We start from the raw sequence: 19,569 nt of genomic DNA, 5'->3' as shown, positions 1-19,569 counted from the left end.
GGTCAGGATCACTCGTTCTTTATGCGGTTTGCCTGAACGAGCAGCAGCGCAAAGACCGCCGCCAGCGCGAACCACGTGAAGGCATAGCCGAGATGCCTGTTTGAAAAGGCAACGATCGTCAGACCCGGTACGGGCAAAGTCTCGCCTGCCTGCCGGCCCGGTTCCGCTTCGACATCGATGAAATAGGGTGCAACTGGCGCAATATCCGCAGCGCCTGCCATCGCCGCCGTGTCACGGGAGAACCAGCGATTGGCTTGCGGATCATTGTCCCGCAGGAAGGCACCGCCGGGCTGTGTCAACCGCAGGAGACCGGTGACCTCCTGCCGGTCGAGGGGTATCGGACGGTCCTCCGGGGCCTGCCGGTCGTCAGGCACAAAGCCGCGATTGATGAAGAGGCGCCAGCCGTCATCGGTTTCAAACGGGCTGAGGACCCAGAAACCTGGACCGCGGGCTGTCACCGCCTTGACCAGGAAATCGCCCGTGGGCAGATAGCGACCGCTCACCGTGATGCGCCGGTATTCGGCGGTGTCGAAACTGAGCCGCTCCCAGTCTTGTGGGCCGGGGGCGTTGACCGGTACGGCAGCGAGGCCCGCCTCGACGCGCTCGATCAGCGCCGTCTTCCATGCAAGCCTTTGCAGCTGCCAGACGCCCAGTCCCAGCAGCAGCAGGATGATAAGCATGCCGGGCCCGAGCAACCACCACTTCGGTGCGAATTTGGACACGGCATGCTCCGTTCTTCACTCAGGACCCGAAGCCCTGGAAGCTTTCATGATCCATTTGCGGCATCATGTTGGTGTTCAGATTGTACATGACCCAGAGCGAGCCCGAAATCATGATCACGACGACGATGATGGTGAAGATCATCGACAACATGGTCCAGCCCTCGTCGGAGCGGCTGTTCATGTGGAGAAAATAGACCATGTGCACGAGGACCTGCACAACCGCGAAACCAACGACGACAATCGCCGTCAGGACACGGTTTTCAAAGCCGCCGGACATCACGATGGCAAAAGGAATGGCCGTGAGGATGGCAGCCAGCACGAAACCGGTCAGATAGGACCGGTAACTGCCATGGTCATGATTGGTGTTGTCGTGACCGGCATCATGACCTGCGGCATGGTGACCATGTGGCTGAATGGAGTGTTGCGACATCAGATCATCCCCAGGAGATAGACGAAGGTGAAGACACCGATCCAGATCACGTCGAGGAAGTGCCAGAACATGCTGAGGCATTCCATGCGACGGGCATTGGCCGGAATGAGGCCTTTCTGATTGATCTGGACCATCATTGTCACGAGCCAGATGCAGCCGAACAGGACGTGCAGGCCGTGCGTGCCGACCAGTGCAAAGAAGGAAGACAGGAATGCAGAGCGTTGCGGGCCGGCACCGAGTTCGATCAGGTGATGAAACTCGTAGATTTCCAGGGCAAGGAAGGCGAGGCCGAGAACCAGTGTCACCCCCAGCCATAGCTGCATGCGGGCCTGCCGACCCTCATACATGGCCAGCATGGCGAAACCGAAGGTGATGGACGAGACCAGCAGGATGCCGGTCGCAACGGCGATCAGGTTCAGATCGAACAAAACCTTCGGCCCGGGACCGGCCGCATAGCTTTGTCCCAGCACTCCGAAGACGGCGAAGAGGACTGCAAACATCAGGCAGTCGCTCATCAGGTAGATCCAGAAGCCGAGGCGCGTCGAGGCGCCTTCGGGATGGTGATGTGGCTCAGTTTTCCAATAGGAAGGCGTCGACGATGATTGTGTTTGCATAGCCATCTTCGTCAAGCTCCTTGTGTGGCCAGTTCGCGATCACGGGCTGCCTCGACCCGTTCGACCTCATCGACCGGCACATAATAATCCCGGTCATAATTGAAGGTATGGGCGATCGAAACCGCGATGATGGCCAGGAAGGACAAGGCCGCGAGCCACCAGATGTACCAGACAAGCGCGAAGCCGCAGACCACCGAGAGGGCAGAAAGGATGACGCCCGTGCCGGTGTATTTCGGCATATGGATCGGCACATAGGGAGCCTTGGGCCGCGTCTGGCCCGCCTGCTTCATATCGTGCCAGGCATCCAGGTCGTGGACCACCGGCGTGAAGGCGAAGTTATAGGCGGGCGGCGGAGACGAGGTTGCCCATTCGAGGGTGCGACCGTCCCAGGGATCGCCGGTCACATCCATATTGTCCTTCCGATTCCAGATCGAGACGGCGATCTGAATGAAGAAGGCAGCAATACCGATGGCGATCAGCACGGCGCCGAGCGCAGCAAGTATGAACCAGATCCTGAGATCAGGATCATCGAAGACGCGCATGCGGCGGGTCACACCCATCAGACCCAGAACATAGAGCGGCATGAAGGCAAGCCAGAAGCCGCTGACCCAGGCCCAGAAGGACACCTTGCCCCAGAAGACGTTCAGGTGGAAGCCGAAGGCTTTCGGCCACCAGTAGACGATCGCGGCGAAGCAACCGAAAAGAACGCCGCCGATGATGACATTGTGGAAATGCGCCACCAGGAAGAGAGAATTGTGCAGAACGAAATCTGCCGGCGGCACGGCAAGCAGAACACCAGTCATGCCACCGATTGTAAAGGTCAGCATGAAGGCGATGGTCCACATCATCGGCAGATCAAGGCGCACCCTTCCCTGATACATGGTGAAGAGCCAGTTGAATATCTTGGCCCCTGTCGGGACGGAGATGATCATCGTCGTGATGCCGAAGAAGGCGTTGACCGAGGCACCCGATCCCATGGTGAAGAAGTGGTGCAGCCAGACGACATAGCTCAGGATGGTGATGCAGACCGTTGCATAGACCATGGAGCTGTAGCCGAAGAGGCGCTTGCCCGAGAAAGTCGAGGTGATTTCCGAGAAGACGCCGAAAAGCGGCAGGATGAGGATATAGACCTCCGGATGACCCCAGATCCAGATGAGGTTGATATAGAGCATGGCGTTGCCGCCAAGGTCGTTCGTGAAGAAGTTGGTTCCCACGTAACGATCCAGCGTCAGGAGGATCAGCGTCATCGTCAGAACCGGGAAGGAGGCGACGATGAGGACGTTGGTGCAAAGCGACGTCCAGGTGAAGACAGGCATGCGCATCAGGGTCATGCCGGGTGCACGCATCTTGATGATGGTGACCAGCAGGTTGATCCCTGACAGCGTCGTTCCGACACCGGCAATCTGCAGGCCCCAGATGTAATAGTCGACGCCGACCCATGGACTGTAGCCGATGCCTGACAGCGGCGGGAAAGCCAGCCATCCGGTTTGGGCGAATTCGCCGACGAAGAGCGATGCCATGATCAGGACAGCGCCGGCGGCCGTCATCCAGAAGGAGAAATTGTTGAGGAACGGGAAGGACACATCACGTGCCCCGATCTGCAGCGGCACGACATAGTTCATGAGGCCCGTAATGAAGGGCATCGCCACAAAGAAGATCATGATCACGCCATGGGCTGTGAAGATCTGGTCGTAGTGGTGGGCGTTGAGGTAGCCCTCCGAACCATTGAAGGCGAGCACCTGCTGAAGGCGCATCATGATGGCATCGGCAAAGCCCCGCACCAGCATGATCAGGGCCAGTATGATATACATGATGCCGATCTTCTTGTGATCGACGGAGGTCAGCCATTCCCTCCAGAGATAACCCCAGAGACGGTAATAGGTGAGTGCGCCGACAACGGCAGCGCCTCCAATCGCGACGACAACGAATGTTGCCAGCACGATCGGGTCAGTCGGGATTGCGCTCCAGTTGAGACGACCGAGAAGCAGAGTGGTTGAATGGTCTATCGTGGCCATGCCCGTTATCCTGTCAAAGTTGCGGCGCGCTGCCAGAAGACGGTTGTACAAGGGTGATGTAGCGATCAGGCTGACCGCCGAAGGGCTCCACCGGCTGCGGCATGCCATGGCCGCGAAGCGGGCCCGATACGACCGCTGTCGCATTGGCGGAAGCAGGTTTTGCCGCCAGCATCTGCTCCAGCTCTTCAGTCGAGCAGAAGCCCAGCACCTTGAACGGCTCCCAGCCAAAGACCGGTTCGCGGGTCCCGCGACGCTCGTATTTGTCATAGATGAGCGCGCTCATGTTGACTGTGCCGGCAAGCCCCGTGCCACCCTGCGCATCAAGCATCATCATTTCTGCCATGCAGATCTTGCCTTCCTCGACGCACATGTTGACGACGCGGGCGAACAGAAGCGGCTCGACGCTTGCAAAGGTCTCGGGCTTGACGTTTTCACTTGGACGCTCGAGCTCAAGATAGGCCGCGCGATCAAGCGCCCGATTGCCGGCCCGGGCTTCTGCGACCCATGCGTCAAAGCCTTCTGCATCGGTCGCAACTGCCTTGAAACGCATGCCGGAGAAGCCGGCACCGGAGTAATGCGAAGCCAGCCCCTGGAACGTGCCTTCCTGGTTGAAGACCCCATGCAGGGTGGTCTGCATGCCAGGCATGGCATAGATCATGCCGGCCATATGGGGGATATAGAAGGCGTTCATCACCGAAGACGACGTCAGAGTGAACTGGATCGGCCGGTCGACCGGGACCGGAAGCTGATTGACGGCTGCGACGCCATATTGCGGATAGATGAACAGCCATTTCCAATCGAGTGCCACGACTTCGACCTGCAGCGGTTCCTGCTGTGGATCAAGCGGCCGGTCCTCGGATATGCGCGCCAGCGGCCTATAGGGATCCAGGAGGTGTGTTCCGACCCAGGTCAGGGCTCCAAGGCAGACAATGATGAGAAGCGGGATCGCCCAGATCATCAGTTCCAGCTTGGTCGAATGGGACCAGTTCGGCTTGTAGACGGCCGCGGTATTGGAGGCGCGGTAACGCCAGGCGAACCAGCAGATCATGACCATGACCGGGATGATGATGATCAGCATCAAGCCCGTGGAAATCAGCAGAAGATCACGCTTTTGGGCTGCGATATCACCGGTTGGTGCAAGGACTTCGGCCTTGCAGGCTGAAAGGAAGAGGACCGCCGCCAAGGCGGCAAACAGTTTTGGGAGGCGAAGCTTCGGCATGGCATACCCTAATGTTTCGAGAGGATCCCACGGTCGCCCCCCTCCCAGATGGCGCTCGCAGTTCCTGCCTTATCATCGTGGTAGATAGATGCCTTTCGCGCTGCAGCACATAAGACAATTTGTCACCTGTCAATTTTGCCCGCTCTCAGGCATCCCGTTAGCATCGATTATCCGTGGTCGCAGAAGCCAGGCCTCCCACTGGTTTTCTTCGACTGCTCCAGCCTATGAAAGTGATCGAGTCCCATGACGAGCACGATCAACAATTCCTCCACGGTGCCCCATTCCGGCGCGGTCGACGACGATCACCGCGTCTCGCCTTCCGATATTGCGGTCGGCGTGATCATCGGACGCACATCCGAATTCTTCGACTTCTTCGTCTTTGCCATTGCCTCGGTGATCGTGTTCCCGGCGAGGCTCTTTCCCTTTCTCGATCCCCTGACGGGTACGCTTTGGTCCTTCGTGCTGGTAGCCCTCGCATTCGTGGCGCGCCCCCTCGGGACGATGATGTTTACCTCCCTTGACCGGCGCCATGGACGCGTGACCAAGCTCACTGTTGCGCTTTTCCTGCTTGGAACATCGACCGTTGCCATGGGCCTTGTGCCGTCTTACGAGACAGCTGGCTGGTGGGCGATTGCCATGCTGGCGCTGCTGCGGCTTGGACAGGGGCTCGCCCTTGGCGGCACCTGGGACGGACTTGCGCCTCTGCTCGCAATCACCGCATCGAAGGACCAGCGCGGGTTCTATGCGATGATCCCGCAGCTCGGCGCACTCGTCGGCATGGCTGTCGCCGCCGTCCTGTTTGCCTATCTGGTCATGACACTGTCAGCCGAGGATTTCCTCGACTGGGGCTGGCGCTATCCGTTCTTCGTTGCCTTTGCGATCAATGTCGTGGCGCTTTTTGCAAGGCTCCGGATTGTCGATACGCCGGAATTCAAGGAGTTGTTTCAGGCCAACGAGCTGACACCGACAAGCCTTCGTGGAACCTTGAGGCAGGATGGCCGGACCGTGCTGCTGGGCATTTTCGTACCGCTTGCAAGCTTTGCGATGTTCCACATGGTCACGGTCTTCCCCCTGTCCTGGATCTTTCTCTATACCGATGAGACCCTTGGACGCTTTCTGCTGCTGACTGCATTCGGCGCAGGGCTGGGGCTGCTTGCGATGCTGTTTTCGGGCTGGCTGTCCGACCGGATCGGGCGCCAGAAGATCCTGATCTGGGGTGCTTGGGCCATTGCCGCGTTTGCGCTGGGCGCACCCCTGCTCCTGAACGGCGGACCGGCTGGTGTCACGGCCTATCTGATGATCGGCTTCGTCATCCTTGGCTTCAACCTCGCTCAATCGTCAGGGGCGGTGGCATCGCTATTCGACCAGCGCAATCGTTATACTGGCTCGGCTTTCGTCTCGGCGCTCGCCTGGATGTTTGGCGCTGGCTTTGCACCGCTCTCGGCATTGCTTCTATCCACCTGGTTCGGGCTTTTTGCTGCCGGGCTCTATCTCTTGTCCGGAGCCATCTGCACGCTGCTTTCTCTGGCAGTTGCACGCCAGATTGCGCTCCATCCGAAGGCGCAGGACGAGTAGCAGGTCTGGCCGGGATCGGCGGCAGGCTCCGGCTATTGCCGCCATCGTTCTGCGGAGCGAACGAGTGCCAGAGGCGTGCTGTCTCAGGTCGATCCGGTATCAAGCCGTCAAGATTCAATTCTTGCCGTCTTGAACCGGGATGATCTGGACGCTGCCGTGGCGCACGGCGCGCTCGGCTGTGATATGGTCAGCGAAGTGCTGCACCTCATTCATCGACCCCTTGAGGATGCCGACTTCGAGACAGTTCTCAGTGTCGAGATGCACATGCAGGCTGGCAATCGTCAGATCATGGTGATGATGGAACGTGTTTGTCAGGCGTCGGGCCAGATCCCGCGCGGCATGGTCATAGACATAGCTCAGCACGCCGATACAGGGCTCGTCACCCTTCGCGTTCCGGGTGGCTTCCTTCAGGCCGATGCGGACCAGATCGCGGATCGCCTCGGACCGGTTCTGGTCACCTCGCGCTGCAATCAGGTCATCAAGCTCCTGCATCAGGTCGTCATCGAGGGTGATCGTCACACGCTGCATCTCGCACTCCATTAGTATGACGTTTTTATATAGACATCATACTTTCTCAGGATTATGGTCCCACCATTTCATGGGTGCCTCCGGCACCTGCCGATTTGGATATAGGGGAAGTTTCACGATCATGGCAATTCGTCGCATCACCGTTTCGGCTATGGTCGCCCTAGCGCTGCTCTCGGGCACGGCGCTGGCTCAGCCCAAGTCGCAACTGGTGCTGGCGATCGGTGGGGAACCCGAAGGTGGTTACGACCCGCTGACGGGCTGGGGGCGCTATGGCCATCCGCTCTTCCAGTCGACGTTGCTGACACGCGACGCCGAGCTCAAGACCAAGCCCGACCTTGCCACGGAATGGTCGCTCTCCGAAGACCGTCTGACCTGGACGATCAAGTTGCGCGCGGGCACGACATTCTCCGATGGTTCACCGCTTGACGCAGAGGATGTGGCCTTCACCTTCAACGAGGCTGCCAAGATCGGCAGCGCCGTCGACCTGACCGCGCTGGATGCGGCCCGCGTGATCGATGCCCAGACCGTCGAGATCAAGCTGAAGAAGCCGTGGATCACCTTCACCGAGAACTTCTATGCGCTGGGCATCGTTCCTTCGGACAGCTACGGGGAAGGCTATGGGCGCAATCCGGTCGGCTCCGGACCCTACAAGCTCGTCTCCTGGACCGAAGGCCAGCAACTGATCGTCGAGAAGAACCCGAACTATTATGGCGAGACAGGTCCCTTCGAGCGGATCACCTTCCTGTTCACGGAAGAAGACACCAGCCTGGCTGCGGCCCAGGCCGGGCAGGTCGATATGGTCTCCGTGCCAGCAACGGCTGCAGATGCGCCACCGCAGGGCTTCAAGCAGATTGTCACCCAGTCGGTCGACAATAGAGGGATCGTCTTCCCCTTTGTGAAAGACGAAGGAAAGACCGTCGGCGATGGCAAGAAGGTCGGCAACAATGTCACCTCCGACTTCGCCATCCGGCGTGCGATCAATCTCGGGATCGACCGGAACCAGTTGGTCGAGGTGGCTCTGCTCGGTCATGGCAGCCCGGCCTCCGGCCCGGCTGATGGCTTGCCCTGGTCAAATCCGGAGGCGGCTCTCGCCTTTGACCTCGACCAGGCCAGGAAAGTTCTCGATGATGCCGGCTGGAGCCTCGGCACCGACGGAGTTCGGGTGAAAGATGGCCAAAGGGCCGCGTTCCCGATCAATTATCCCGCCTCGGATTCAACACGCCGCGCGCTCGCTGAGACCGTGTCGGAACAGTTGAAGGCGCTCGGCATCGAAGCCACGGCAACCGGTAAAAGCTGGGACGAGATCGGCCGCATCATGCATTCCGAGCCGGTCCTGTTCGGCTGGGGCAGCCATTCGCAGCTTGAGGTCTACAATCTCTACCAGTCGAGCCTGGGCGGCGTCGAATTCTACAATGCGGGCTTCTATGCCAATCCAGCGGTCGACCAGCATTTCGCGGCGGCCCAGAATGCCGCAAGCCTCGAAGCCTCCTTTGCAGATTGGGGACAAGCTGAATGGGACGGCACCACGGGCTTTGGCGCCAGGGGTGACGCCGCCTGGGCCTGGCTCGTCAATCTGAACCATATCTACTATGTCACCGAGTGCCTCGACATCGGGCCGACACAGATTGAGCCGCATGGCCATGGATGGCCGATCACCGCGATGATGCAGAACTGGAAATGGACGTGTGAGTAAGTCTGGCCGATACGGCTTGCCCGGATTGATTGCCGTCAAGGCGATACGGCTGGTGCTCGTCCTCGTGACGGTTGCCATCGTCGCCTTTGCACTTGCCAAATACTCCCCCGTGGACCCCATCAACGCCTATCTCGGGGCAGACATTGCACGTGTCGGTCCGGAGCAGCGGGCACTGATTGCGGAGAAGTGGGGCCTCGACCAGCCGGCGATGACGCAATTCCTTCGCTGGGCGGAAAATCTGATGGCGGGGGACCTTGGCTACTCCATGACCTACAACGCGCCTGTTGCCGACGTGCTTGTCACGCGGTTTCAGGCCTCGCTTCCGTTGATGGCGCTTGCATGGCTATTGTCAGGTATTCTGGGCTTTGCCTTGGGGGTGTTTGCCGGCGCCTTTGCCGGATCCTGGGCAGACAGGATCATCCGGGTCTATTCCTATGTGCTCGCCTCGACGCCAACCTTCTGGCTGGCGATCATGCTGCTCGTGATCTTCGCCGTCGGGCTCAACTGGGCGCCGGTCTGCTGTGCCACGCCGATCGGTGTGTTGCCGGAAGACGTGACACTCCTCGATCGCCTGCGACATCTTGCTCTCCCACTCGTAACGCTCACCGTGCTCGGCGTGGCTCAGATTGCCCTGCACACGCGGGCGAAGATGGTCGAGATCATGCAGTCGGACTATGTCCTCTATGCCAGGGCTCAAGGCGCATCGACGCTCGACATCGCCTGGCGGCATGGCGCACGCAATGCCGCTCTGCCCGCGATTACCGTTCTCTTCGCCTCGCTCGGGGAGCTTTTCGGCGGTTCGGTTCTGGCAGAACAGGTCTTTTCCTATCCGGGGCTCGGCCAAGCGACCGTCGAAGCCGGGATCAGAGGGGATGTGCCTCTGTTACTCGCCATTACGCTGGCCCTGACATTCTTCGTCTTTCTGGGTAACACGATTGCCGATCTGATTTACCGGATCGTCGATCCACGCATGACATCGGGAGCGCGGCTGGCATGAGCGCGATCCTTGATCTTCCACCCTCAGCGCCGGAGCGTAGAGCCGATGGGCACAGGATCCGAACTCTGTTCCTGGCGATCATCGCATTCTCGGCCCTGGTTGCGGTCCTGGTATCAACCCACCTTTATGGTCGCTACGGCATCGACGCAAATTTCGCGACCCGCCTTCTTGGCCCCTCGTGGATCCATCCCGCCGGAACCGATCAGCTCGGTCGTGACATGTTCGCCCGCACGCTGCATGGCCTTGCCTTGAGCTTCTGGGTCGGGCTCATCGCCTCGTCCCTTTCCGTCATCATCGCCATCCTGCTGGCGCTTGTCGCCACCACCTGTGGACGCCTAGCCGATGAAGCAGTGTCCTTTCTGGTCGATGCGGCCATGGGTCTGCCGCATTTCGTGCTGCTGATCCTCATTTCTTTCAGCCTCGGCGGCGGCACAACTGCCGTCATCATCGCGGTGGCCGTCACCCATTGGCCCCGTCTCACGCGCATCTTGCGCGCGGAACTGCTGCAACTGCGTGAGGCGGAATTCGTGCGCGCCTCGCGTCAATTCGGGAAGTCCTGGTTCTATATCGGGCGGCACCACTTTCTGCCGCATCTCGTGCCGCAGCTTCTGGTCGGCCTCGTGCTTCTCTTTCCGCATGCGATCCTGCACGAGGCGGGCCTCACCTTCATCGGGTTCGGGCTGGAACCGTCGAAGCCTGCGATCGGCGTGCTGCTCTCGGATTCCATGCGCTACCTGACGGCGGGCAAATGGTGGCTCGGCCTGTTTCCGGGCCTGGCACTGTTGATGGTCGTGCTCTGCTTCGATGCGATCGGCAATGGATTGAGGCTCCTGACCGATCCCAGGCAGGAGCAGACCTGATGCTTCATGTCGACAATCTGTCCATCTCGTTCCTGCGCTATGACGGCTTCATTCATCGGCGCGAGGTGACGGCACTCGAAGGCGTTGATCTCTCGATCTCTCGTGGCGAAATCCTCGCTCTCGTGGGCGCCTCGGGCGCCGGCAAAAGCCTTCTCGCCCATGCGCTGTTTGGAATCCTGCCGGCCAATGCTGTCGTGCGGGGATGTTTGTCGATCGAGGGCACCGTATTCAACGGCGCGCGAAAAATGGGCGCACAAGGCCGCCGCATGGCATTGGTGCCGCAATCGATCAGCCATCTCGATCCGCTCGCCCGCTGCGGACAACAATTGCTATGGGCATGCCGGCGCGGAAAAACAAGGAAGACACGACCGGAACTCCTTGCGATCCTGGAGGCGTTCGGCCTTGGCCCAGAGGTGATGGAACTTTATCCGCACCAGCTCTCCGGCGGTATGGCACGTCGCCTGCTGCTGGCAATGGCCACGGTTACCGAGCCGGACCTCATTGTTGCGGACGAACCAACGAGCGGGCTGGATCCCGAGATGGCTGGCGTGGTGCTTCACCATCTGCGCCGCCTCGCCGATAGCGGCAAGGCCGTCCTGCTGATCACCCATGATCTCGTGACCGCCCTTTCCCATGCCGAACGGGTCGCAATTCTGGAGAACGGGCGAATGCTCGGCATTGAACAGGCCCAATCATTTGCTGGAGACGGTGAGAGCCTTGTCCATCCCTATGCGAGGGTATTGTGGCGTGCCATGCCGGGAAATCGGTTCGCGGTACTACCTGAACTCGGCGGAGGCGTCGCATGCTCGAGCTGAGAATGATCGATTTCGGCTTTGGCAGCGCCAAGCCCATTTTGAAAAGCGTTTCGCTATCGCTCGCTCAAGGCGAGATCCTCGGTCTTTCGGGCCCATCCGGCGCCGGCAAGTCGACGCTCGGTCGCATCGCTGCGGGATACGTTAAGCCGCTGGCCGGAGAGGTTCTGCTTAACGGTACGAGCCCCACTCTGGGCCACCAGCCTATCCAGTATGTCCATCAGTCCTCGATCTTTGCGGTCAATCCCCGCTGGCGGATCGGTCGGATTATTTCCGAGGCCTGGCAACCTGATAGTGGAACGCTGAATGCCCTCGGCGTGTCGCGGAGATGGTTTGATCGCTATCCGCACGAGATTTCAGGCGGCGAACTGCAACGGGTGGTACTTGCACGCGCGCTCGGTCCCCAGACGAGGTTCCTGGTCGCGGACGAACTTTCCGCCATGCTCGATCCGATCACCCAGGTCGAGATATGGTCCTTTCTCATGGAGCGTCGTGACCAGGGCCTGGGGGTTCTTGCAATCAGCCATGACACCGCTTTGTTGGAACAGGTGAGCACGCGACGGGTGGTTCTCGCAATGGGCCATTTGCAGCCCGCAGCCGACATCAGGCAATCGGAAACGGCAGAATCACGGGTCGCGCTTTCTTGCAGGTGAGACACTCCGCTTCGACCCCGTAAACCTCACGCAGCGTTGCGGTTGTCATGACCGGCGATGGCGAGATAGCCCTCGTCTTGGAAGCTGCGCACGACGCGCTGAGGCACATCCGCCACGGTGACCGTGCGGCCCCTGACGTCGGTGACGGTGATCTCTGCCATGGCCTCGCCGAACAGGCCAGTGTGGCGAAGGCGGCGAGGCGGAGTTTCCTTATCAATGGTACTCTTTGCATTTCATGGATTTGAAGTCGGTGCGGCGGGAGCGACCCTGCCGCCACACCGATCGACCTCGATCAGCTCAGCGCCTTCTTCAGCGGCGTGAGGTGGCGGAGGACGAGGAGGTCGAGGAGGAGCACCGCCAGGAGGACGGCGCCGGAGAGCGGGAAGAGCAGTGCCGTTCCCAGCATGACCAGTGCTCCGGTTTTCCACAGCGGTCCCGGTTCACTTACGGTGGGCGCGACGAGACGACCGGCACCCTTCGGGCGTCGCTTCCACCACATGACGAAGCCGCTGACCGAGAGGAAGATGAGCGACAAGCAGACAAGGTTGACCAGGATCAGGTTCCAGAGACCCATGTCGCCCTCGTGGAAGGCAATGCCGGCGGCCATGGCCTTGCCGGCGGCGCCGTAGTCGTCGAAGCCGGCATCGGCGAGGATGCGTCCGGTATACTGGTCGACATGGACGGTGCGATCATCAAGCGGATTGGCGCTGTCATTGCTCATCGTGTCGCGCGAAATCGTCCAGACGGCCGTCTCACTTTTCGGGAACGCCAGCTGGAAGCGCTGATCAAAGCCGAGGCTGCGCGCCAGCGCGACAAGGGCGTCGAGTGTAACCGGCTGGCCTTCCGGCGTACCGGTTACGCCGGCCTCAGAGCCCGAAGCCGGCATCGGCGTCTGCTCGAGCGTCCATGGCACTTCCTTCACCGCACCGTGGTTCATGCTGGCATGGGTCATGTCGGAGAGCGGGACATTGTCCCACTTTTCGGCCGGGAAGGTGCTCCAGGCCTGGGTCATCTTCTCGCCCCAGATACCGGCCCAGGTGAGGCCGGAGATGAGGAAGACGACGAAGAAAACCGAGCTGTAGAAACCCAGTACAAGGTGCCATGATTTCCACAGCTGACGGCCCTTGGCCGAGAGCCGGGGGAAAAGCACGGCACCAATCCCCTGGCCGTCGCGAGGCCACCAGAGATAGAGGCCGGTAATCGTCAGCACGATACCGAAACCCGCGGCGATCTCGATCAGGCGATCCCCGAGATCGCCAATCAAAAGCGTACCATGGATATCGCTGGCCAGATCGTAGAGACCGCTGCGGCGATCCCAGTGGCCAAGCACCTCGCCTCTGTACGGATCGACCGCGACCATGATCGAGGCGTCTCCCTGGTTGATACGGAAGAGCGCGGCCTGGTCGGGATCACGCGGGGCAATATACTGAACGATCTGACCGGGGACGGCGCTGGCTGCTGCTTCCGCCTGTGCGGAGACGGCGACGAGGGTCGGCTGTGGCTCGACCCTGTAGGTCTTTTCGCCGTCACGACCGAAAAGGACCGCAGTCCACAGCATCATCAGGCCGGTGACCGCCAGCATGATCATGAAGGGCGCGACATAGAGGCCGGCATAGAAATGCCAGCGCCAGGCGGTGATGTAGAAGCGGCGCGACAGGGTGGTTCTGCTTGCCAGGTCGGGGGAGAAATCGGAAACGGTGGTCATCCTGGGTCTCGGCTGTTTTTTGGGGGGGAGGGGGAGATTAATGGGACAGGGTTTGATCGCCGACGGCGATATGGGCGAGCTGCCGGGGATCGAGCAGGGTGACGAGGTCGCCACGCTGAATGTCGATGAGGTCAGCCTTCTTCAGGCGGGTCAGGCAGCGGCTGACCGTCTCAAGTGTCAGGCCCAGCCAATCCGCAAGATCACCGCGGGTCGGGTAGAGATGGAATGTCACCGCACCGCGCTTGCGCTCGCGTGCCGGGCGACCGAATTGTTCGGCGAGATCGAGGAGCGCCGAGGCCAGTCGCTCGGGTGCGGTCTTGCGACCGAGAAGCATGGCGAGCGCCTGCGAACGCGCAAGCGTTTCCGTCAATGCGCTTTCGAATTGATTTGCAACAAGCGGCGCGGAGAGCAGTTCTAGACGTGTAAAGCCGAGGGTTTCGGCAGAGTGGCGATTGTACTCGCTTGCGCCGAGCCCGATCAGTCGACCAGGGCCGACAAGATCGATAATCTGTCGCCGGCCATCGGCGAGCGTCTGAAAGGTCGCGACACAGCCATCCACAACCCGATAAATGGGCGAGCGGGCGAAGCCCTCATGAAAGACAATGGTGCGGGACGATAACAGAGGACCCGCGATATCCCGGTGGGACCGGGCTGAATTGTCATAAAGCATGGGCTGAGGCACAGTCGGCGCCTCCCCTGCTCCGGCAAGAAGATGCAGCATGTTTCACATCCGAAATGGACCGGACATGCAGATCCCGCATGAACCCCGGCCTGATTGACGAATGGCCACGACAGGCGCGGCCTCACGATCGTTCAGGCGGAGAAGGGCGGGGCGCGCGGGGCGCTGTTTGGTGGGAAGAGATGGCGATAATGCGCTTCGCTTGGCTTTGGCAGCGTCGCCTGCAGGGTGGCGATGAGGCGAACACCGGTCGCATCCGAGGGTTCCGCCACAATGGCGACCGCAGTGATTCGGCACGCCGCGCAATCGGATCCCGTCGCATGATGTTTGCTCTTACCGCCCTCCTCAGAGCCGGGTAGGCAGAGTTCTGGTAGCGTGCCATCGGGCAGCGTTAGTGCCGCAATTTCGGCAGGTGTGAGGGTGCTGGCGAGGCTCGCTGGCGGCTTGTGGGCGAAACCGAGGCACACCAAGGCGATTACGCAGATGACGCGTATCGTCCTTTCCATGCTGATGCGGCTTGGCAAAGCCATCGACGTCCCCTCAAGATTTGAGAGCGATAGCATCAGGTTCCGTTACTCACAAGTGTATGATCCGTCGCAGGGATTGCCTGACTTGCCATTCAGCGGCGCAAAGCTGCAAAGGGTCATTGGCATGATGACGTCCGACCGCATCCGCATGAGAGACCTGCTTCAGCCTGAGCTTCCTGTTTTCTTGCAGACCGAACGTCCTTTCCCGAGAACTCTCTGGCGAGGTTGACACGGAGGACAAAAAGCAAAAGCTCCTGGCGGGTTACGCCGAGGAGCTTTCGAGGAAACAACTTGAATGGCAGCAGATTCAAGTCTCAGTGGTTGCGGGGGCAGGATTTGAACCTGCGGCCTTCAGGTTATGAGCCTGACGAGCTACCGGGCTGCTCCACCCCGCGTTATGTTTGAGCCAGTGTCTGGCGTTGTTGCCAGATGACCGGGTGCGTAGCCCGGTCTTTTTTATTCGTCCTTCCTCGGTCACTTTCGTTCCCTGCGGCGAGGACCGGGGCTGCTCCACCCCGCGCCAAGAGCGTCTCGGGAGTATTGAGACGCTTGAGAGACTGTATCAAGCAGAAAGGGCCGCTTGGATAGCGGCCCGATGTTTCCGGCTTGGGCCGAGTATCTGTGCTTGAGAAGATTATGATTGCCTTTAGCAGACCTGGCAGCGACCTACTCTCCCGCGTCTTGAGACGAAGTACCATTGGCGCTGGGGCGTTTCACGGCCGTGTTCGGAATGGGAACGGGTGCAGCCACCCCGCCATAACCACCAGGTCAGCTAAGGGCAATCATTGAGAAGCTGGTACAGACATTCGCCTGTTTTCCTTATTGAACACGTCTTTTCTCTGCCATCGTCTGCCTGGGACTACCCATACAGGCCGATAGGCCGTCGCGCCTCGTGGCGCGGCCCGTCCGAGCGCGAAGCGCGTCAGGACAGAAGAGAAGCATCATCGGCGCTGCAAGCAGCGCTGATGAGCACAAGCAATGAGAACGATCAAGCCAATCGAGCTATTAGTAACGGTAAGCTTCACACATTGCTGCGCTTCCACACCCGTCCTATCAACGTGGTCGTCTTCCACGGCTCTGATAGGGAATACTCGTTTTCAGGTGGGTTTCCCGCTTAGATGCCTTCAGCGGTTATCCCTTCCATATATAGCTACCCTGCTATGCCCTTGGCAGGACAACAGGTCCACCAGAGATATGTCCATCCCGGTCCTCTCGTACTAGGGACAGATCCTGTCAATATTCCTACACCCACGGCAGATAGGGACCGAACTGTCTCACGACGTTCTGAACCCAGCTCACGTACCGCTTTAATTGGCGAACAGCCAAACCCTTGGGACCTGCTCCAGCCCCAGGATGCGATGAGCCGACATCGAGGTGCCAAACAACCCCGTCGATATGGACTCTTGGGGTCATCAGCCTGTTATCCCCGGCGTACCTTTTATCCGTTGAGCGATGGCCCTTCCACACGGGACCACCGGATCACTATGACCGACTTTCGTCTCTGCTCGACTTGTCAGTCTCGCAGTCAGGCGGGCTTATGCCATTGCACTCGACGACCGATTTCCGACCGGTCTGAGCCCACCATCGCGCGCCTCCGTTACTCTTTCGGAGGCGACCGCCCCAGTCAAACTACCCACCATACACTGTCCCGGATCCGGATGACGGATCGCGGTTAGACATCCATGACGATAAGGGTGGTATTTCAAGGATGGCTCCACTCAAACTGGCGTCCAAGCTTCAAAGCCTACCACCTATCCTACACATGCCGACACGAATGCCAGTGTAAAGCTATAGTAAAGGTGCACGGGGTCTTTCCGTCTGACCGCAGGAACCCCGCATCTTCACGGGGAATTCAATTTCACTGAGTCTATGTTGGAGACAGCGGGGAAGTCGTTACGCCATTCGTGCAGGTCGGAACTTACCCGACAAGGAATTTCGCTACCTTAGGACCGTTATAGTTACGGCCGCCGTTTACTGGGGCTTCGATTCAAAGCTTGCACCTCTCCTCTTAACCTTCCAGCACCGGGCAGGCGTCAGACCCTATACGTCGTCTTGCGACTTCGCAGAGCCCTGTGTTTTTGATAAACAGTCGCTACCCCCTGGTCTGTGCCACCCCATCTGACTTGCGTCAAAAGGGGTCACGCTTCTTCCGAAGTTACGCGTGCAATTTGCCGAGTTCCTTCAACATAGTTCTCTCAAGCGCCTTGGTATACTCTACCTGACCACCTGTGTCGGTTTCGGGTACGGTCTATACGGTGGAGCTATTTCCTGGAACCGCTTCCTCGCCCATTCAATCCAATAAGAATGAACAAGTTACGCAATCCGTCACTACCACCAGGCCCACGAATATTAACGTGGTTCCCATCGACTACGCATTTCTGCCTCGCCTTAGGGGCCGGCTAACCCTGCTCAGATTAACTTTAAGCAGGAACCCTTGGTCTTTCGGCGAGAGGGTCTCTCACCCTCTTTATCGTTACTCATGTCAACATTCGCACTTCCGATACCTCCAGGGCCCCTCACAGGTACCCCTTCACAGGCTTACGGAACGCTCCGCTACCACGTATCTTGCGATACATCCTCAGCTTCGGTGCATGGCTTTAGCCCCGTTACATTTTCGGCGCAAAGACCCTTATTTAGACCAGTGAGCTGTTACGCTTTCTTTAAATGATGGCTGCTTCTAAGCCAACATCCTGGTTGTTTTGGGATCCTCACATCCTTTCCCACTTAGCCATGACTTGGGGACCTTAGCTGGAGGTCAGGGTTGTTGCCCTTTTCACGACGGACGTTAGCACCCGCCGTGTGTCTGCCGACTAGTACTCCTCGGTATTCGGAGTTTGGTTAGGATCAGTAAGACGGTGAGTCCCCATAGCCCATCCAGTGCTCTACCCCCCGAGGGTATTCGGTCGACGCTCTACCTAAATAGATTTCGCGGAGAACCAGCTATTTCCGAGTTTGATTGGCCTTTCACCCCTAGCCACAAGTCATCCCAATCTATTGCAACAGATGCGGGTTCGGTCCTCCAGTTGGTGTTACCCAACCTTCAACCTGCTCATGGCTAGATCACTCGGTTTCGGGTCTAATGCAACTAACTCAATCGCCCTGTTCAGACTCGCTTTCGCTGCGCCTACACCTACCGGCTTAAGCTTGCTAGTTACACTAAGTCGTTGACCCATTATACAAAAGGTACGCAGTCAGCCTTGCGGCCTCCTACTGTTTGTAGGCATCCGGTTTCAGGTTCTATTTCACTCCCCTTGTCGGGGTGCTTTTCACCTTTCCCTCACGGTACTTGTTCGCTATCGGTCATGCACGAGTACTTAGGCTTGGAGAGTGGTCTCCCCATGTTCAGACAGGATTTCACGTGTCCCGCCTTACTCAAGGACAATGAGTGTTCTACGCGTACGGGGCTGTCACCCACTATGGCCAGACTTTCCAGTCTGTTCCGCTTTATTCCTCATTGCCACTGGCCTGGTCCGCGTTCGCTCGCCACTACTTGCGGAGTCTCGGTTGATGTCCTTTCCTGCAGGTACTTAGATGTTTCAGTTCCCTGCGTTCGCTTCTAACCCCTATGTATTCAAGGTTAGATACCTTTTAACAATACCTAGAAACCTCGAACGCCCCTTTACAGAGGCAATAGCCAGTAGGCAGTAGCCAATAGGATCTAAACCCTAATGCCTATTGCCTAATTCCTACTCCCTCATCACTGAGGCGTACCAGATTTTCTAGGTATCTAAGGTGGGTTTCCCCATTCGGAGATCCATGGATCAAAGCTCATTCGCAGCTCCCCACGGCTTTTCGCAGCGTATCACGTCCTTCTTCGCCTGTGCATGCCAAGGCATCCACCAAATGCCCTTACGACACTTAATCGTTCTCATTGCCAATGCTCATCGTCTATTGGGTTTGGAATTCCTATCCTTTTCGCTTGCGCTCAAAGGGGTTCCAAACCTGGCCATACGGACAAGCCGCATATGCCAGACCCAAAGACCGGGTTACCTTTTACAACCCAGTCTGCTCAACAATGCCATCGACGTGTTCGACAAGTCTGCTTTATTGGAGCTACGCCGAGCAGCTCACTTGCAGCTTGCCATTTAAGACCAGCTTCTCGAGATTAAATCCGGGATCGCGCGGTCAGGCAACGATCATCAGCAATCCGTCAGAGACCTTTTCGCTCACGCTTGCCCGGACTTTGCAGTCCGCGCTCCGCGGGGGCGCCAAACAATTGGCGACGGCCTTGCGGCCTACCAATCATCAGGTCAACAACGAATGACCAGAGTGACAGACTTCCTACCTACCTCCCATCCTTCCCCAAGGTCAGGCCGGCTAGGCCATCGCAAGGTTCATCAGGACAGGGCTCGGACATGGGCAAAACCCATACCTTGGAAGCCTCCAGATCAATCTTCTCTTCACAATTTTTGCAGAACAGGCAGCACTCATTCGAGTGATGCAAACTTTTATTTCTTCAGAAGACAATGGGTAACAGCCGTGAGTGAGTAGCCAGTAGCTCCTCCAACCTTTCGCCAGTTCGCCCCATAGGCCGCAAGGC

The 19,569-nt window shown here is 58.9% G+C and carries 16 protein-coding genes, 1 tRNA gene and 2 rRNA genes; 6 read left to right on the top strand and 13 right to left on the bottom strand.

The genetic code is table 11. The features are described 5' to 3' along the window. Positions 1 to 8: 8 nt before the first annotated feature. From FE840_RS04835 to cyoA, 5 genes are read right to left on the bottom strand one after another with little or no spacing between them, the layout of a single operon-like run. Positions 9 to 722: an SURF1 family protein gene (locus FE840_RS04835; protein ID WP_246318850.1), complete on the bottom strand. Its 714-nt coding sequence runs from the start codon at positions 720 to 722 to the stop codon at positions 9 to 11. Between the two features lie 19 nt (positions 723 to 741). After that, a complete protein-coding gene (cyoD, locus tag FE840_RS04830; RefSeq protein ID WP_138285942.1) occupies positions 742 to 1,152 on the bottom strand; it encodes a cytochrome o ubiquinol oxidase subunit IV in 411 nt (136 codons plus the stop codon). Continuing rightward, on the bottom strand, positions 1,152 to 1,772 hold the full coding sequence (gene cyoC / locus FE840_RS04825) for a cytochrome o ubiquinol oxidase subunit III (RefSeq protein WP_138285943.1): 621 nt from the start codon (positions 1,770 to 1,772) through the stop codon (positions 1,152 to 1,154). The genes cyoD and cyoC overlap by 1 nt, the downstream gene beginning before the upstream one ends. 5 nt (positions 1,773 to 1,777) lie before the next feature. Next, entirely contained in the window at positions 1,778 to 3,781 is a 2,004-nt protein-coding gene (gene cyoB, locus FE840_RS04820; RefSeq protein WP_138285944.1) for a cytochrome o ubiquinol oxidase subunit I, read from the bottom strand. A 13-nt stretch (positions 3,782 to 3,794) separates the two neighbouring features. Then, positions 3,795 to 5,000, bottom strand: coding sequence for a ubiquinol oxidase subunit II (gene cyoA, locus FE840_RS04815; RefSeq protein WP_138285945.1), 1,206 nt, complete (start codon positions 4,998 to 5,000; stop codon positions 3,795 to 3,797). Between the two features lie 243 nt (positions 5,001 to 5,243). On the opposite strand from cyoA, the gene FE840_RS04810 reads away from it, so the two are divergent. Next, positions 5,244 to 6,575, top strand: a complete 1,332-nt coding sequence (locus FE840_RS04810; protein WP_138285946.1) for an MFS transporter — start codon at positions 5,244 to 5,246, stop codon at positions 6,573 to 6,575. A gap of 114 nt (positions 6,576 to 6,689) precedes the next feature. On the opposite strand, the gene nikR is transcribed toward FE840_RS04810, so the two are convergent. Then, positions 6,690 to 7,103 (bottom strand): nickel-responsive transcriptional regulator NikR, encoded by a 414-nt coding sequence (gene nikR / locus FE840_RS04805; RefSeq protein ID WP_138285947.1) that lies wholly within the window; start codon positions 7,101 to 7,103, stop codon positions 6,690 to 6,692. Between the two features lie 121 nt (positions 7,104 to 7,224). On the opposite strand from nikR, the gene FE840_RS04800 reads away from it, so the two are divergent. From FE840_RS04800 to FE840_RS04780, 5 genes are read left to right on the top strand one after another with little or no spacing between them, the layout of a single operon-like run. After that, positions 7,225 to 8,796 carry an ABC transporter substrate-binding protein gene (locus FE840_RS04800; RefSeq protein WP_171033649.1) on the top strand — a complete coding sequence of 524 codons (1,572 nt, stop codon included), beginning with the start codon at positions 7,225 to 7,227 and terminating at the stop codon, positions 8,794 to 8,796. After that, positions 8,789 to 9,793, top strand: coding sequence for an ABC transporter permease (locus FE840_RS04795; RefSeq protein ID WP_246318849.1), 1,005 nt, complete (start codon positions 8,789 to 8,791; stop codon positions 9,791 to 9,793). The genes FE840_RS04800 and FE840_RS04795 overlap by 8 nt, the downstream gene beginning before the upstream one ends. Further along, complete coding sequence (locus tag FE840_RS04790) at positions 9,790 to 10,653, top strand: ABC transporter permease (RefSeq protein WP_138285948.1); 864 nt, start codon at positions 9,790 to 9,792, stop codon at positions 10,651 to 10,653. Before FE840_RS04795 ends, FE840_RS04790 begins: the two co-directional genes overlap by 4 nt. After that, positions 10,653 to 11,468 carry an ATP-binding cassette domain-containing protein gene (locus tag FE840_RS04785; protein ID WP_138285949.1) on the top strand — a complete coding sequence of 272 codons (816 nt, stop codon included), beginning with the start codon at positions 10,653 to 10,655 and terminating at the stop codon, positions 11,466 to 11,468. Before FE840_RS04790 ends, FE840_RS04785 begins: the two co-directional genes overlap by 1 nt. Continuing rightward, positions 11,456 to 12,118, top strand: coding sequence for an ABC transporter ATP-binding protein (locus FE840_RS04780; protein ID WP_138285950.1), 663 nt, complete (start codon positions 11,456 to 11,458; stop codon positions 12,116 to 12,118). Before FE840_RS04785 ends, FE840_RS04780 begins: the two co-directional genes overlap by 13 nt. Before the next feature lie 26 nt (positions 12,119 to 12,144). Here FE840_RS04780 and FE840_RS21040 read toward each other — a convergent pair whose 3' ends face one another. The 7 genes from FE840_RS21040 to FE840_RS04750 form a co-directional block, all read right to left on the bottom strand. After that, positions 12,145 to 12,279: a hypothetical protein gene (locus tag FE840_RS21040; protein ID WP_281366674.1), complete on the bottom strand. Its 135-nt coding sequence runs from the start codon at positions 12,277 to 12,279 to the stop codon at positions 12,145 to 12,147. 131 nt (positions 12,280 to 12,410) lie between these two features. Continuing rightward, positions 12,411 to 13,823 carry a PepSY-associated TM helix domain-containing protein gene (locus FE840_RS04775; protein ID WP_138285951.1) on the bottom strand — a complete coding sequence of 471 codons (1,413 nt, stop codon included), beginning with the start codon at positions 13,821 to 13,823 and terminating at the stop codon, positions 12,411 to 12,413. A gap of 37 nt (positions 13,824 to 13,860) precedes the next feature. After that, positions 13,861 to 14,544 (bottom strand): Crp/Fnr family transcriptional regulator, encoded by a 684-nt coding sequence (locus FE840_RS04770; protein ID WP_138285952.1) that lies wholly within the window; start codon positions 14,542 to 14,544, stop codon positions 13,861 to 13,863. A 92-nt stretch (positions 14,545 to 14,636) separates the two neighbouring features. Beyond that, positions 14,637 to 15,032 carry a hypothetical protein gene (locus tag FE840_RS04765; protein ID WP_138286024.1) on the bottom strand — a complete coding sequence of 132 codons (396 nt, stop codon included), beginning with the start codon at positions 15,030 to 15,032 and terminating at the stop codon, positions 14,637 to 14,639. A gap of 315 nt (positions 15,033 to 15,347) precedes the next feature. After that, positions 15,348 to 15,424 (bottom strand) — tRNA-Met (locus FE840_RS04760). A 258-nt stretch (positions 15,425 to 15,682) separates the two neighbouring features. Beyond that, a 5S ribosomal RNA gene (gene rrf / locus FE840_RS04755) occupies positions 15,683 to 15,797 on the bottom strand. 216 nt (positions 15,798 to 16,013) lie between these two features. Then, positions 16,014 to 18,893, bottom strand: a 23S ribosomal RNA gene (locus FE840_RS04750). Positions 18,894 to 19,569: the final 676 nt, after the last annotated feature.

Origin of the sequence: Peteryoungia desertarenae (assembly GCF_005860795.2) — a bacterium.
GTDB classification, from domain to species: domain Bacteria; phylum Pseudomonadota; class Alphaproteobacteria; order Rhizobiales; family Rhizobiaceae; genus Allorhizobium; species Allorhizobium desertarenae.
The sequence above is the reverse complement of the archived record's forward strand: the minus strand, read 5'-3'. Positions and strand labels throughout refer to the sequence as shown.